The following is a 16,019-nucleotide window of genomic DNA, read 5'->3' on the forward strand; positions in this document are numbered from 1 at the left end:
TCGTGAATATCGTTGTATTCAATAAAAATTGTAATTCAAAAGCAAGGGAGTTGTCCTTATGACATACAAATATGCACCTGTAAGTTCCAAAGCCCCGCACATGTTGCATGGCGCAGACTATAACCCGGAGCAATGGCTCCGCTACCCTGAAGTTCTGGAAGAAGATATTCGCTTGATGAAGCTTGCCAAGTGTAACGTGATGTCCATTGGTATCTTCTCATGGGTATCCCTTGAGCCGGAAGAGGGTGTATACACGTTTGAATGGCTGGATCAGGTGTTGGATCGTTTTGCAGCAAACGGAATCTATGCCTTCCTGGCTACACCAAGTGGTGCCAGACCTGCCTGGATGTCCGCCAAGTATCCGGAAGTGCTCCGCGTATCCGAGAATCGTGTCCGCAATCTGCATGGTTTCCGTCACAACCATTGTTATACTTCCCCGGTATACCGTGAGAAGGTTACTGCAATCAATACAAGACTGGCAGAACGTTATTCAAATCATCCGGCTGTTATCGGCTGGCACATCTCGAATGAGTTTGGCGGAGACTGTCATTGTGATTATTGTCAGGAAGCATTCCGTGGTTGGGTTCAGAAGAAGTATCAAACACTTGATGAACTGAACCATTCGTGGTGGACCACATTCTGGAGCCATACGGTTACAGACTGGAGTCAAGTGGAATCTCCGGCTCCTCACGGTGAGACACAGGTACACGCAATGAATCTGGATTGGCGCCGTTTCGTTACGGATCAGACAGCTGATTTTATCGTGCATGAAACGAAACCATTGAAAGCTCAGAATCCCGATCTGCCAGTCACAACCAACCTGATGGAATTCTATGGCGGCCTGAACTATTGGAAGTTCGCTGATATTCTGGACTTCCTCTCTTGGGACAGTTATCCCACTTGGCATGATGCAGATGACGACGCGAAACAGGCGTCCCGGATCGCAATGATGCATGACATCGTTCGTTCCATCAAAGGCGGTCAGCCGTTCTTGCTGATGGAGAGTACGCCAAGTTCGACGAATTGGCAAGATGTCAGCAAGCTGAAAAAACCGGGCATGCATCTGCTCTCTTCTCTCCAGGCTGTAGCACACGGTTCCGATAGTGTTCAGTATTTCCAGTGGAGAAAGAGCCGGGGTTCCAGCGAAAAACTTCATGGTGCGGTGGTAGACCACGTAGGAACGGAACATACACGTGTGTTCCAAGATGTCACCGACGTAGGAACGGCGCTTGAAGGCATGGAAGCCATTGTAGGAACAGCGGTTCCATCAGAAGTTGCAATCATATTCGATTGGGAAAACCGCTGGGCTGTTAATGATTCACAGGGTCCGCGCAATATCGGTGTGAAGTATGAGCAGACCGTGGAGGAGCATTACGAAGCGTTTTGGAAAAAAGGAGTCGCTGTAGACGTTATTGATATGGATGCAGACCTGTCCAAGTACAAGTTGTTGATTGCTCCAATGCTCTATCTGGTACGTGAAGGTGTTGGCGAACGCATTGAGAAGTTTGTAGAACAAGGCGGTACGTTTGTAGCCACTTACTGGTCTGGTATTGTAAACGAAAACGATCTGTGTTTCCTGGGTGGATTCCCAGGGCCACTGCGTAAGACACTTGGCATCTGGTCCGAGGAAATTGACGGATTGCATGATCGTGATCTGAACGGAATTATCCCCGAGCAGGGTAACGAGCTTCAGCTCAATACAGCGTACGATGCGATTGAACTGTGTGATCTGATCCATCTGGAAGGCGCGAAGTCTCTGGCTACGTACCGTTCTGACTTCTATGCCGGACGCCCGGCATTGACAGTTAACCAATTGGGCTCAGGGAAAGCGTATTATGTAGCGACACGTCTGAAAGCACCATTCTATGATGATTTCTACGCAAAACTAATCGCTGACCTGAACATTGAGCGTGGACTTCAAACAGAACTGCCTGCCGGAACAACGGCACATACGCGTACAGATGGTACAGCAGATTATGTATTTGTACAGAACTATACACCAGATGAGAAACGGATTGAATTAGATGCACAGTCCTACACGGATCTGCTCAGTGGTGATGCTGTGGAATCCAGTCTTAGCTTGAATCCATATGACATTCGTGTCCTGCGCAGACCGGCTGCCCGGAAATAATAGGTTCATCCTTACTTTATAAAGATTTAAGATACTAGAAAAGTGCCCTGAACGCCTGACATTGGTGTTTAGGGCATCTTTTTATTTTAAGTATATGGCTGTTGAACCACTTTTTCTGGACAAGATAAAGGATAAACGTGTCCGCGCAGCGAAGACAAACAGGTAACTTGTAACTCAAGACTTTCAGTCTGGGAGGAATGGAAATGAATCAAAGAAATCTGGATGGTAACAGCATTATTATTCGACTGGAAATGACAACGAAGGATATCAAGTTTGGCGAAGTGGCTTCGGCCATCTCGGAAGCTGGGGGAGACATCATTGCCATCGACGTGATTTCTACCAATCAGGATGTAAGCGTTCGCGACTTGACAGTCGCCGTTACAGATGCACAAGATAACAGTAAAATTATAGAAGGGGTGCGCCAGCTTAAAGGTGTGTCCATTATTAATGTATCAGATCGGACGTTCCTGCTTCATCTGGGCGGTAAGATCGAAGTAACACCAAAGACACCGATTCACAACCGGGAAGATCTGTCACGTGTGTACACTCCGGATGTGGCTCGTGTATGTTCAGCCATTTCAGAAGAGCCTGGCAAAGCCTTCTCTTTAACAATTAAACGGAATACCGTGGCCGTTATATCGGATGGCAGTGCCGTGCTTGGACTTGGTAATATTGGTCCTCGTGCAGCGATGCCTGTCATGGAAGGTAAAGCAATGTTATTCAAACAATTTGCAGGTGTGGATGCCTTCCCAATCTGCCTGGACACACAGGACACCGAGGAAATCATACGTACTGTGAAAGCGATATCACCTGGTTTTGGCGGCATTAATCTGGAGGATATCTCATCACCTCGCTGTTTCGAGATTGAACGTCGTCTGAATGAAGAATTGGATATTCCGGTATTTCATGATGACCAGCATGGCACAGCAGTTGTGTTATATGCCGGTCTGATCAATGCGCTCAAACTGGTTGGCAAGTCCATTGAAGATGTGAAAATCGTGGTCTGTGGTATTGGTGCAGCAGGTGTAGCATGCAGTAACATATTATTGTCTGCGGGAGCCAGCCGGCTTATAGGTGTCGATCGTGAGGGGGCAATTGTACGGACACAAACTTATGAGAATGAAGTCTGGAGTGATTATGCAGCTCGTACTAACCCCGAACTGGAGACTGGCTCTTTGCGTGATGTTATTCGCGGAGCCGATGTGTTCATTGGCCTGTCCCGCGGCAATCTGTTGACTCGCGAAGATGTGCAGACCATGGCAGAAGATCCAATCGTGTTTGCAATGGCAAATCCGGTACCTGAGATTATGCCTGCCTTGGTGGAAGACATTGTAGCGGTAATGGCAACGGGACGATCCGATTATCCGAATCAGATCAACAACGTGTTATGTTTCCCGGGCATCTTCAGGGCAGTTCTGGACTGCCGAGCCACCGAAATTAATGAAGAAATGAAGCTGGCAGCCGCTCAAGCGATTGCGTCGGCCATTACGGATGAAGAGCGTACACGTTATTACATTATTCCGAGTGTGTTCAATGATAAAGTGGTCAAATCGATGCGCAGTCGCGTCATTGAAGCAGCTGTTAAGACGGGTGTAGCTCGACGTATTCCGCGTGAACAGTCCCGTGAAGGCGGGGAATAATAAGATGTCAGAATTAGATGAAATAACGGCAGAGGCTGTTCTGCGAGCCGCCCGATCGTTTGTTCAAGGTGATTCATCCAAGCATAGTGATGGTCATGACTGGCCGCACATTGAACGAGTGACTGCACTTGCGGTCGAACTCGCTCACCGCATGGGGGCAGATCCATTTGTCTGCGAACTGGCGGCATTATTACATGATGTACCGGATGAAAAGCTGAATGAGAGCTTGGAAGCTGGAATGGCGAAACTGAATGAATGGCTGGATACCCAGCCTCTTGACCCGGATATACGTAATAAGGTTGTGGGTATTATTAGCACCATCTCATATGCGGGAGGCCAGCGTCCTGCGGTCAATTCGCTTGAAGCACAGGTTGTGCAGGATGCGGATCGTCTGGATGCGCTGGGTGCGATTGGCATCGCACGCACCTTTGCCTTTTCAGGAGCGAGAGGACGCGAGATGTACGATCCGTCCCTTCCCCCACGGGAGCAGATGACCCGTGAGGAATATCGCAACGGGCGCAGCACAACGATTAATCATTTTTACGAAAAGCTGTTCAAGCTCAAGGATCTGATGAATACCACTTATGGCAAGGAGCTGGCCAAGCAGCGTCATGATTATATGGTGCAGTTCGTGGATCAGTTCAAAAGAGAGTGGGCGGGCACAGACCGTTAGGCAGGCATCATAAGCATGAGTATTCCTTAGAGATAATATAAACTTAGGCGAATCTTCGAATTGGTGAAAATCCATTTTGAGGATTTGCTTCTTTTTAGGTTAATAATGTGTATTAACATACATAAATGAATCCATTTCATAGTACCTCTGACTTATGACATGGCAACGGAAGGTCTTCCATGGTACAATAAATCGTTCTCCTGAATGTATTCAGGCAAAAAAAGAAATATGGGGTAATAATGAACATGATTATCAAATGTAAAATTTCAGGTTCGGTAAAGAGGAGGGGTCACCACCATGTCATTTGGTGCTCGTGTACTTAAGACGGGAATTGCGGTCACGCTTGCCTTGTACCTTAGCAGCCTGTTTTTGAACCCGCAATCTCCCGTGCCTGCCGCAATCGCAGCTATATTCGCGATGCAGCCTTCCATCTATCGCTCCTGGAAATACTTTCTGGATCAGCTGCAAACGACCACACTTGGAGCTATTGTGGCCCTGGTTGGCGGTATGGTATTGTCCAATGAGCCAATCGCTGTTGGATTAATTATTGTACTTGTCATCATGATTTGTCTTAAATTGAATATGGGTGAGACGGTTGGATTGACACTGGTCACGGTTGTATCCATTATGGAAGCTTCGGGTGACTGGCATTTTGCACTCAATCGTTTTCTGTTGACACTGGTTGGTATTGTATCGGCGTTTCTCATCAACATTACGGTATTTCCTCCGAAACCGAAGATTCAGTTCGTGAAGCAGATCCAGAGTGTGTTCAGCGGTATGTCGTTGCTTCTGCGAACCTCAATCTCGGATGAAATCAAGGAAGTTGTATTCCGGGAGGAGAAAAGCAACCTGGGCGGTTCCATTAAGTCTTTGTCTGACAAGTATAACTTGTTCGAAGAGGAACAGAAAAAGATGAAACGTTCGAAATTCAGCGAAACTCGGCAGATGGTAGTCTACAAGCAAATGCTGCTGAGTCTGCAAAAAGGCTATGAGGTGCTGGATTCGGTTGAACGTCACTATTTCCAGGCACCACGGTCAACAGCGATGGATCAGTTTTTTGATTCTCATCTGGAACTTGTAATTAAATTCCATGAGCATGCATTGCTCAAGTTCGAGGATAAGCTGAAACCGAACGGAGAAGAGGCCGCACAGTTTGTATTGGACAATGACCGTTTCATGGAGCAGGCGATCACCCAGTTTGATATCGACAAGGAAGGCATGTTACGACTGTCGATCGTGGCTGCTGCGATTTATGATTACGGATATCAGTTGGAACGTCTGAATCGACTTGCCGAGCATGTGCATAGCTCCAGTGAAGACAAAGACTCACAGGACAAAATTTTGAATTGGCTTAAGTGGCCTTAAGTGCGAATTGCGTACCTGCTTCATGATCATATACAATGGAATTACAACATTGCCCGGACAATCGTGTCCGGGTTGTTTTGTCGTACATACAGCTGAATGGCATAAATGAATTTTAACGAACTGAGGGATAGACATGATTATAGAGGAATTGGACGCTGAACTAATGGAGTGGTTGAGTGGGACAAATCTGGAGAATAAACAACACGAAGCGATGCAACTGCTGACCGTATCCGAGGATCAGTGGCCGCATCAGGCGATGATTAGTATGGGGGAAGTGATTGCGATAAGTCCCCGTCAGCTTAGACTTGCTCTGTGGCAAGGTACACAGACCAGTATGAACATGAGCAAAACAGGCAAGGCTACCTTGATTGCGGTTCAAGGACATCGATTGCTGCATATTCGTATGAAAGTAGAGTTGCTGCCTGAGATTAAGGGGGCTGTTCATCCGAGAAATCGTTTTGAAGCACAGGTGCTCCAGGTACGTATGGATCATGCGCCATATGCGGAGATTACTTCAGGAATAACCTTTCAACTAAAAGATGAACGTGGAGCAATTACACGTTGGCAAGAGACGATTGAGGAATTACAAAAGTAGGCATAAACAGTTTGATCAGTTGAGGACCCAGTGATTGGGTAATAATGAAGATGAAAACAACAAAAAACGCCTCCGCTTGCATCGGGACGTTGTCACTGGTACAATAAAAAATGGTTTTCAGAAAATTAGAACTAATTAACATATAATTAAAATGTTTACTTTCTAATAATTATACCATTGCCTTTTCGGGCTTGTCAAATGGGATTTTGAGGACACAATCCGGGGAAAGAGGGGCTATTAACATATGAGTACAGAGCAGCAATGGAGCGAAGAGCAGCGACGGGTCAACATGGTGACCGATCAGATTGAACGCAAGATCACAACGTTAGAAGATGAAGTCGGTTCCTTCCGTGATGAAGTGGTTGGCATGAGAAAAGACTTCTGGGACGAAGTGACAATGAACTTTAGCGAAGCGGACGATGTGGGGGAAACTTCAACCAGCATGCGGCAGCAGTCTCAGGTATTGTCCGATCGGGAGCGCAGTCATCTCAATACAGCGGCGGCGTTGGATAAAATGAAACGACTGCATCATTCACCGTATTTTGGCCGGATCGATTTCAAGGAAGAGGGATACCCGAATGCGGAACGCATCTATCTGGGGATTGCATCGTTATTAGACGAGAAAGAGGAATCCTTTCTCGTCTACGACTGGCGTGCACCGATCTCCAACCTCTATTATGACGGAGCACCGGGCCCGATCACATATCGTACACCAAGCGGGGAGATCAGCGGTGATATAGAGATGAAGCGGCAGTTTGTCATTCGGGACGGACGTATTCGTTTTATGTTTGACACGGGAGTTACGATTGGTGATGAGTTGTTGCAGGCTGTACTTAGTCGAACTTCAGATGCACAGATGAAGAGTATTGTTGCGACCATTCAGAAGGAGCAGAACCGGATTATCCGTAATGACCGGACACGCATGCTGATTGTGCAAGGCGCAGCCGGCAGTGGCAAAACATCCGCCGCGCTCCAGCGTGTGGCCTATCTTCTCTATAAATATCGCGAGCATCTGCAAGCGGATCAGATGGTTCTTTTTTCACCAAACCCGATGTTCAACAGTTATGTCTCCACGGTACTGCCTGAGCTTGGGGAGGAAAACATGTTGCAAACGACCTTCCAGGAGTATCTGGAGCGCCGTTTGGGTCGTGAATATCAATTGGAAGATCCGTTTATTCAGCTCGAATATGTACTTACGGGAACAGAAGATCCCGATTATGATGTTCGCATGTCCAGCATTCGGTTCAAATCCTCGGAATCTTTCCTGAAAGTCATTACGCGTTATAAGGAGAGCATGCTGTCAGGTGGCATGAAATTCAAGCCGGTTCGCTTTCAGGGCCGAGCAATTGTTACGTCAGAGGCTATGGCTGAGAAATTCTACAGTTTCGAGTCATCCGTTAAGCTGGTGAGCCGACTGGAGATGTTGCGGGATTGGATGCTGAAAGAACTATCTGCCTTTGGTAAAGGTGAACTGGATGCGCCTTGGGTCGATCAGCAGCTTGATCTGATGGAGCCGGAGGATCTGCAACGTGCATACCAACGGTTAAAGCGTAAGCAAAAAGGAAAGACCCATACGTTTAATGACTTCGAGCAAGAAAGAGAAATTCTGGCACGTATGGTAGTCAGTGACCGACTCAAACCGTTACGGAAATGGATCAAGTCCTTGCGGTTCGTCGATATAAGACAATTATATGCACATCTGTTCAACGATGAGGGTCAGATGGTGCGATTGCTGGGTGACGAAGCGTTGCCTGCCCAATGGGATGAAATCTGTAGGATGACTTTACGCAGATTGAAGCTCCAGGAGTTGGCATATGAAGATATTACGCCATACTTGTACCTGCGTGAGCTCATGCTTGGTTTCCATATTAACTCCAATATTCGTCATGTCATTATTGATGAAGCCCAGGATTATTCTGCGTTTCAATTGGCATTTATGAAGAGATTGTTCCCTCGGGCGAAAATAACAGCACTCGGTGACTTCAATCAGGCGATCTATGCCCACTCTTCAGTCCTTAGTGGAACAGGACCTTTGACTAATCTGTACGGTCCAGACAATACAGAGGTAATTGAGCTGACCAGGAGCTATCGTTCTACCCGGGAGATCGTGGAGTTTACCCGTGGCATGGTGCCTGGCGGGGAAGAGATCATTCCATTTAACCGTAGCGGCGAGAAGCCTAAAGTTATCGTTTCTTCTGATTCCGATCGTCATATGAACGTCATCACGACAGACCTCAAGCACTTGATTGAGGAAGGGTATGAATCAGTTGCCGTAATCTGCAAGACCGCCGAAGAGAGCAGAGAGGTACATGCTGCATTGAGCAAGATACTGCCCTCAGCACCGAAGTTAATTAAGAAAACGACGCTGGCTTTTGAACAGGGTGTTCATGTCATTCCTGCGTATCTGGCCAAAGGTGTGGAATTTGATGCTGTCCTGATCTATGACGGCTCTGCGGAGCAGTATGCCCATGAGCATGAACGCAAATTGTTCTACACGGCTTGTACGCGAGCGATGCATCTGCTGCACGTTTACTGCGTGGGCACACCGAGTCCTTTCATTACCTCGCAGTCGGAAGAATGGTATGATCTTGGCAAGGTGTCTGCTGCGCAAGTGGACTGACATATCACATTCATGTGCATGAAAAAGGCTTCCGTTCAGTGGAACGGGAGTCTTTCTGTATATGATACATATATCGGGAAGAAGCTAACTTCACGAGGGACGTATACATGATGAGATTCCAGCCATATAGGTGATCGCATGGAATGAAAATACCTAACGTGAATTCGTAAGGATTGGGTTCTGTGGATAAATATGACTCCATAATTTGTATTGAGGCACAATGGATGTTATTTTTCTTTACACATGAGGTCTGGACTCATATAATCGTAACAATATATTTTTTTTGGATCGTTTATTAAAGGAGGCAACAATATGAACAAATCATCTTTTGAACGGCCGCTTATGGCCGATTGTGTACCGGATCTGGTCGCTACAGCCCGGGGAGATATGCCAGCGACTTTGGTCATTCGGGGAGGCACGCTCGTAAACGTGATATCAGGTGAGATTTTGCCTGAGATGTCCATAGCTGTACAAGGAGCTCGAATTGCTTATGTTGGTAAAAATGTAAGCCACACGATCGGAGAACATACCCGGATTATTGAAGCGAACGGCAAATATATCGCTCCTGGATTGCTGGATGGACACTGCCATATTGAAAGTACTCAGATGAAAGTAACCGAGTTTGCGAGAGCGGTATTGCCTTCAGGCACAACGGGAGGTTTCTTTGACCCGCATGAGATCTCCAACGTGCTTGGTCTCAAAGGTCTGAGGCTGATGCTGGATGAAGCGCGGACCACACCGATGGCTGCTTATATGCAGGTGGCTTCCTGTGTGCCTTCCACCCATCCGGGACTGGAGACAACAGGTGCTTATATCGGGCCAGAAGAGGTGGCTGAGGCTCTTTCCTGGGGGCCGGACATGATTGGTCTTGGGGAAGTGATGAACTTCCCTGGTGTCGTTTACGGGGACGAGACGATGATTGGTGAGATCCAGGCGACCCTCCGGGCTGGCAAAGTGGCAGATGGTCACTTCACTTGGGCAGCAGATGACTGGCGTTTGCCGGCATACGCAGCAAGTGGAGTTACGGGGGATCATGAATGTGTGACCAAGGAAGATGTGGTCGAACGTCTGCGACTCGGGATGTATGCGAAGATGCGTCAAGGTTCGGCATGGCATGATGTGGCGGAGACCATCAAAGCCTGTACGGAGCTTGGACTGGATACACGCCGGATGATGCTGGTAACCGATGACCGAAGCTCTGAATCCCTGCTCAAAGAAGGGCATATGGACTTTGTGGTTCGTCTCGCCATTTCCCAAGGTGTGAAGCCGGTCACGGCTTTCCAGATGGCTACCATTAACACGGCTGAGCGGTTCGGGGTTGCACGCGACATTGGTGCGGTTATTCCGGGCAATATAGCGGATATTATTCTGCTGGACGGCCGACTGGCGGATGTACGTGTGGGCATGACAATTGCTGCCGGGCAAGTCGTAGCCGAGAACGGGAAAATGACGGCGGTCTGGGACAGCTTCACATACCCGGAGGAAGCGCTGAACACGGTGAAGTTGGAAGCGAATATTCAGCCAGAAGATCTGGAACTTGCTGCACCGATTGCAGAAGGTACGATTGGTGCCAAGATCATTCATGTGACAGAGAACCATGTGGATACGAAGGAGAAACACCTGCCTGTCACGGTGCAGGATGGTAAGGTTGTGGTTTCAACTTCCGGGGAAGTATGCAAAATCGCGGTATTGGAGCGTCACAAACAAACCGGGAATCGGGCGGTTGCTCTTGTTGGAGGCATTGGCTTCACATCACCTGCAGCAATTGCGATGACGGTGGCTCATGATAGTCACAACCTGTTGATTATCGGTAATGATGATGCCCTGATGGCCGAAGCCGGTAACCGGGTCATTCGCATGCAAGGTGGGGTAGCCGTGGTAACGGCAGCAGGGGTGACCGAATTCCCGCTGCGGATTGCAGGTTTGATGTCAACCGAGTCTTTCGAAGTCGTTGCAGCCCAATCGGCAGCAATCAGTGAAGCTTTACAGTCCGCAGGATGTACGTTGAATAATGCGTTCATGACCCTTTCCTTGCTTGCGCTGGTAGTGATTCCGGAATTACGGTTGTCCGACAAGGGGCTTGTGCGGATCTCGGCAGAAGGTATTGAACTGGTCTCCCTTTTCGATGAAGTGGTTGACAGTACACCGGCAGTTCAATCGGGTAATGAATGAATAGATTTATCGACTAGAGCTCAATAAATGGATATACATGAAAAGCCGCCTTAGGGCGGTTTTTTTGTGCGTTTTGGGAGAAAACGCTTTCTAGGTCTTCTGGTTCTTGGTGTACATATGGCAATAATGACTGAAGTCATGCTGAAATAAGGGTGAATTTAGAAAAAAGAGAATATTCGTGACTTTTGAACTATAAATACAGAACTACGAATTCCCGAAATATAATTATATGATTCTTTCGTCGTAAGTCTTAAAGATGATATTGCATATAGAAGCAATTCGATTTCGTCGTACCTAATAAGGCTCCATTAAATGTATATGAAACGACACAATTTCATCCAGATTTGCACGTCAGAGCTGATAACTTCAGAGGGAGTGTACAAATATGAAAAGCAAAAAGGGGTACCGTTTTATCTTGTTACTGTGTTGTTTGATACTGTGCGCGAGTACAGCCTGTTCTTCCAAAGCCATTGCAGATGGTTCAGTCGACAGTTATGCAACGATTCATGGGAAACTTGATGCACCCGTGAGAGCGACATGGGTGTGGGATACTACCCAGATCCGAAGTAATCCTCAAGAGGTGTTAACTTACGCTACAGCCAATAAGATCAATACGATCTATCTACAGATGAACCGGGATATAAAAATTCCTGAGTATAAAAGCTTTATCCGCCAGGCGAGAGCCAAGAATATTGCGGTTGACGTGATGGATGGAAGATCGGCCTGGGGATTGACGGAGAGTCGGGAGCAGATTGCATCTTTCCTGGACTGGATTGAGGCTTATCAAGCGCAGGCATTACCCAATGAGAAATTTGCGGGTATTCATCTGGATATCGAGCCACATGTGCACCCGCAATGGAAAATCAATCAGGCCAGTGTGATTACCCAGTGGCAAGGAAATGTGGAGTACATTGTTGAGCGAGCATCACGGATGAAGATGCCCGTAGCGGCTGATCTGCCATTCTGGCTCGATAACTACAAAATTCCGGGTTCAACGATGGCGGTTAGCAGCTGGATGATTCGAAAGTTTGATTCCATTACGATTATGGCTTACCGTGATACAGCTGCTGCAATCTATAGTGTAGCGAAGGATGAACTTGCAGAAGCGGCTCTGCTTGGCAAAACGATCTCCATAGCTGTGGAAACAAAGCAAAGTAAGGAAGGCGACTTCATTACTTTTTATGAAGAGGGATCTGCTTATATGGAAGCACAATTGAAGTTGGTCGAAAAAATGGCTTCAGTACATGCGTCCTTTAACGGTTTCTCCGTACATGAATACACTTCATGGAAGACATTGAAAAAGTGAGACACCAATGAATAAAGAAGGTGCTTGCAGCCAGAGAGCTGTGAGCACCTTCTTCTATTATACCTGAACCAAGGCAGATTCCATGGCCACATTCTCATAGAACATTTTGCGATACTGTGAAGGCGTTGTGGCTTTATGCCTTTTAAATGTGGTGATAAAGTAGCTTAGATGATCAAAACCGACATCCATGGCGATATCAACAATTTTGTGATCCGTATTCTCAAGCTGGACGCAGGCTTGTTGAACGCGGTAATAATTAATGTAATCAACCGGAGTTTTCTGCACCATCTGTTTGAAAAAACGGCAGAAGTGTCCTTCGCTCATATTGGCTTCATCGGCCAGTTCTTTCAGCTTCAATGGTTCAGGATAACGCTTGTGGATATACCCGAGCACGGATTTCAGGCGCTCTACCTTGTCATGGCTCCCTGTAGCTACGGTGCCTTTGAGCGGAACAGGTTTCATATGTTCGAACATTCGGGCAAATATGAGATACAGGTATGCTTTCGTTGACATTTCACACGTTTCTGTTCGGGCAGCATGGTCGGCAAATATGCGCTTCAGGTGATCCAGAATTTCTTGTCCCCAATCCTCATCTGCTTTGATATGAAAAGGGGGAACTACGGTTTTGCGCACCAGTGGACCGATGAATTTCTCCTGTACCGTATCGAAGGTACGACTGCCGAGCAGCTCGGGATTAAATACAATGGAAGAGAATACACAGGGAACATCACCCTTCAGATAACCTGCATGAATCTCACCTCGATTGATAAAAATGGCTTCTCCAGCTTGAACCTCAATGGTGTTCATATCAATCTGAAAGACCGCACAGCCCTGAGTAACCATGGTGAACTCCATTTCATCATGCCAGTGGCAATCCAGAATGCTATCGCCGTTCAGTTGTTGTATATCCGGGTATACACTGACTGGATACATGGCATTCCCGTGTATTCGGTCTTCCCGTAATCGTTCACGTTCCATATCAGATTCTCCTTTTTGTATCATTATTAATGTAATCGTTTCCATAGATTGGTGCTGATGTTCAAGAATCGGATGGTTATTATCAAAATCGTGATATATTTGGTCAAAATAAGAGAAGAAATTCATCATTAATATCAATATTATTATAGTATAACCAAAGGGGGAAAGAAAACATGAAATTTACTGATGGATTCTGGATGACTCGTGAAGGGTATCAGATTCAAAACCCGACTGACATTCGTGATATTGTACAAAAAGAAAATTCCTTGACCGTATATGCGGCAACTAAATATATTCGTAGCAAAGGCGACACGTTGAATGGTACATTGCTGAAAGCAACGTACAGCTCACCTATGCCTAACGTTATTCGAGTAACGTTGAATCACCATAAAGGCGGAGTGAAAAAAGGCCCTGTATTTGAGCTGAATACGCAAGATGCAAACGTTGACATCTCCAAAAATGAACAAGGGGCTGTTCTGAAAAGCGGCAATCTGGAAGTTCAAATCGATAAAACAAACGGTTGGGACGTCAGCTTCCTGTATGGAGGAAAACGCATTACTGGTAGCGGTCAACGAGCGGCTGGTTATATTACAGGTCCGAGCAAGGAAGCGTACTTCCGCGAGCAGCTTGATCTTGGCATTGGTGAATACGTTTACGGACTCGGTGAGCGCTTCACACCGTTTGTTAAAAACGGTCAAATCGTAGATACCTGGAATGAAGATGGCGGTACAAGCAGTGAACAGTCCTATAAAAACATTCCTTTCTATCTGTCCAATAAAGGATATGGTGTATTTGTAAACCATCCGGAGCGCGTATCGTATGAGATTGCATCTGAGAACGTATCTAAAGTACAGTTCAGTGTAGAAGGGGAGACGTTGGAGTACTTCATTATCGGCGGCGACAATCCGAAGGATGTACTGGATAATTATACGAAATTAACAGGTAAACCAGCGCTTCCACCCGCATGGACATTTGGTCTTTGGCTGACCACATCATTTACAACAGATTATGATGAAGCAACCGTTAACCATTTCGTAGATGGCATGGCTGAACGTGATCTTCCACTGTCTGTATTCCATTTTGACTGCTTCTGGATGAAGGAATACCAATGGTCTGATTTTGTATGGGATGAAGCAATGTTCCCGGATCCGGAAGGCATGCTTGCACGTCTGAAAGAGAAGGGTCTCAAAATCTGTGCTTGGATCAATCCATATATTGCAGAGAAATCCTACTTGTTCGATGAAGGTATGGAGAACGGTTATCTGGTCAAAACAGCCGATGGCAGCGTATGGCAATGGGATATGTGGCAAGCAGGTATGGCTCTAGTTGATTTCACGAATCCGGATGCTGTGAATTGGTATAAGAGCAAGCTGGAAGTTCTGCTGGATCAAGGTGTAGATTCCTTCAAGACAGACTTCGGTGAAAGAATTCCGACAGATGTTGTGTACTTCGATGGTTCTGATCCGGTTAAAATGCACAACTATTACACACAGCTCTATAACAAAGCTGTATTTGAATTGCTCGAAGAGAAGATTGGCAAAAACGAAGCTGCCCTGTTTGCACGCTCTGCAACAGCCGGTGGTCAACAGTTCCCGGTTCACTGGGGCGGTGACTGCTCTTCCACGTATGAATCCATGGCTGAATCGCTTCGCGGTGGTCTCTCACTTGGGCTTTCCGGTTTCGGATTCTGGAGTCATGATATCAGCGGCTTCGAAAGCACAGCGAGCCCTGACGTATACAAACGTTGGGTACAATTCGGACTTTTATCTTCACACAGCCGCCTGCATGGCAGCACTTCGTATCGTGTGCCTTGGTTGTTTGACGAGGAATCCGTGGACGTTGTTCGTGACTTTACCAAACTCAAAATCAGCCTGATGCCGTACCTGTACAATTCTGCGGTGGAGTCAACGGTAAAAGGTATTCCGATGATGCGTGCAATGCTGCTCGATTTCCCGGAGGACCCAACAACATATAACCTGGATACGCAATACATGTTCGGTGATTCAATTCTCGTGGCGCCAATCTTCAACAAGGAAGGCGATGTGCGTTATTACCTGCCTGAAGGAAATTGGACGAACTATCTGACAGGAGCGAAGGTACAAGGTGGACGCTGGATCAGTGAAAACCATGACTTCAAAACACTGCCTATGATGGTTAAACCAAACAGCCTGATCGCTGTTGGTGCTGTAGATCATAAACCGGATTATGACTTTGCGAATGATGTGTCCCTGCATTTGTTCGAACTGGCTGATGGTCAAACGGCTCAAGCGGTTGTTGTGAACCAGGCTGCTGAACAGGAACTGACAGTTAACGTTACACGTAATGGATCAGTGCTGGACGTTCGTGCTGAAGGCGCGGGCAAACCATGGAACTTGGTGCTTCGCGGTATCGAGAGTGTATCCAGCGTTGAAGGTGGTTCCCAAGTGTCAGGTTCAACTGGTGTTGTTATTACAGCAGCAGCAGGCGCAACCTCGCTTACAATTCAACTGTAAAGTGATATAGTAGATAGATGAAAGGACGGTGCCGCAAGGTGCCGTCT

At 46.8% G+C, this 16,019-nt stretch carries 10 protein-coding genes; 9 read left to right on the plus strand and 1 reads right to left on the minus strand.

The features are described 5' to 3' along the window. Nucleotides 1-58 precede the first annotated feature (58 nt). From MKZ12_RS10750 to MKZ12_RS10785, 8 genes are all read left to right on the plus strand, one after another. Nucleotides 59-2,131 carry a beta-galactosidase gene (locus MKZ12_RS10750; RefSeq protein WP_339260332.1) on the plus strand — a complete coding sequence of 691 codons (2,073 nt, stop codon included), beginning with the start codon at nucleotides 59-61 and terminating at the stop codon, nucleotides 2,129-2,131. Between the two features lie 203 nt (nucleotides 2,132-2,334). Further along, on the plus strand, nucleotides 2,335-3,771 hold the full coding sequence (locus tag MKZ12_RS10755; RefSeq protein ID WP_339241306.1) for an NAD-dependent malic enzyme: 1,437 nt from the start codon (nucleotides 2,335-2,337) through the stop codon (nucleotides 3,769-3,771). Between the two features lie 4 nt (nucleotides 3,772-3,775). Further along, nucleotides 3,776-4,444, plus strand: a complete 669-nt coding sequence (locus MKZ12_RS10760) for an HD domain-containing protein (protein ID WP_339260334.1) — start codon at nucleotides 3,776-3,778, stop codon at nucleotides 4,442-4,444. Between the two features lie 297 nt (nucleotides 4,445-4,741). Further along, nucleotides 4,742-5,809: an aromatic acid exporter family protein gene (locus tag MKZ12_RS10765; protein ID WP_339260336.1), complete on the plus strand. Its 1,068-nt coding sequence runs from the start codon at nucleotides 4,742-4,744 to the stop codon at nucleotides 5,807-5,809. 133 nt (nucleotides 5,810-5,942) lie between these two features. After that, on the plus strand, nucleotides 5,943-6,404 hold the full coding sequence (locus MKZ12_RS10770) for a pyridoxamine 5'-phosphate oxidase family protein (protein ID WP_339260337.1): 462 nt from the start codon (nucleotides 5,943-5,945) through the stop codon (nucleotides 6,402-6,404). 244 nt (nucleotides 6,405-6,648) lie between these two features. Then, complete coding sequence (gene helD / locus MKZ12_RS10775) at nucleotides 6,649-9,024, plus strand: RNA polymerase recycling motor HelD (RefSeq protein WP_339241313.1); 2,376 nt, start codon at nucleotides 6,649-6,651, stop codon at nucleotides 9,022-9,024. 312 nt (nucleotides 9,025-9,336) lie between these two features. Further along, on the plus strand, nucleotides 9,337-11,196 hold the full coding sequence (locus MKZ12_RS10780; RefSeq protein ID WP_339260338.1) for an adenine deaminase C-terminal domain-containing protein: 1,860 nt from the start codon (nucleotides 9,337-9,339) through the stop codon (nucleotides 11,194-11,196). A 385-nt stretch (nucleotides 11,197-11,581) separates the two neighbouring features. Continuing rightward, nucleotides 11,582-12,502: a hypothetical protein gene (locus MKZ12_RS10785; RefSeq protein WP_339260340.1), complete on the plus strand. Its 921-nt coding sequence runs from the start codon at nucleotides 11,582-11,584 to the stop codon at nucleotides 12,500-12,502. A 57-nt stretch (nucleotides 12,503-12,559) separates the two neighbouring features. Here the strand turns inward: MKZ12_RS10785 and MKZ12_RS10790 are convergent, their stop codons facing one another. Continuing rightward, a complete protein-coding gene (locus tag MKZ12_RS10790; RefSeq protein ID WP_339241318.1) occupies nucleotides 12,560-13,480 on the minus strand; it encodes an AraC family transcriptional regulator in 921 nt (306 codons plus the stop codon). 173 nt (nucleotides 13,481-13,653) lie between these two features. On the opposite strand from MKZ12_RS10790, the gene yicI reads away from it, so the two are divergent. Then, nucleotides 13,654-15,972: an alpha-xylosidase gene (gene yicI / locus MKZ12_RS10795; RefSeq protein ID WP_339260341.1), complete on the plus strand. Its 2,319-nt coding sequence runs from the start codon at nucleotides 13,654-13,656 to the stop codon at nucleotides 15,970-15,972. Nucleotides 15,973-16,019: the final 47 nt, after the last annotated feature.

Source organism: Paenibacillus sp. FSL R5-0713, assembly GCF_037973325.1.
Lineage (GTDB): Bacteria > Bacillota > Bacilli > Paenibacillales > Paenibacillaceae > Paenibacillus.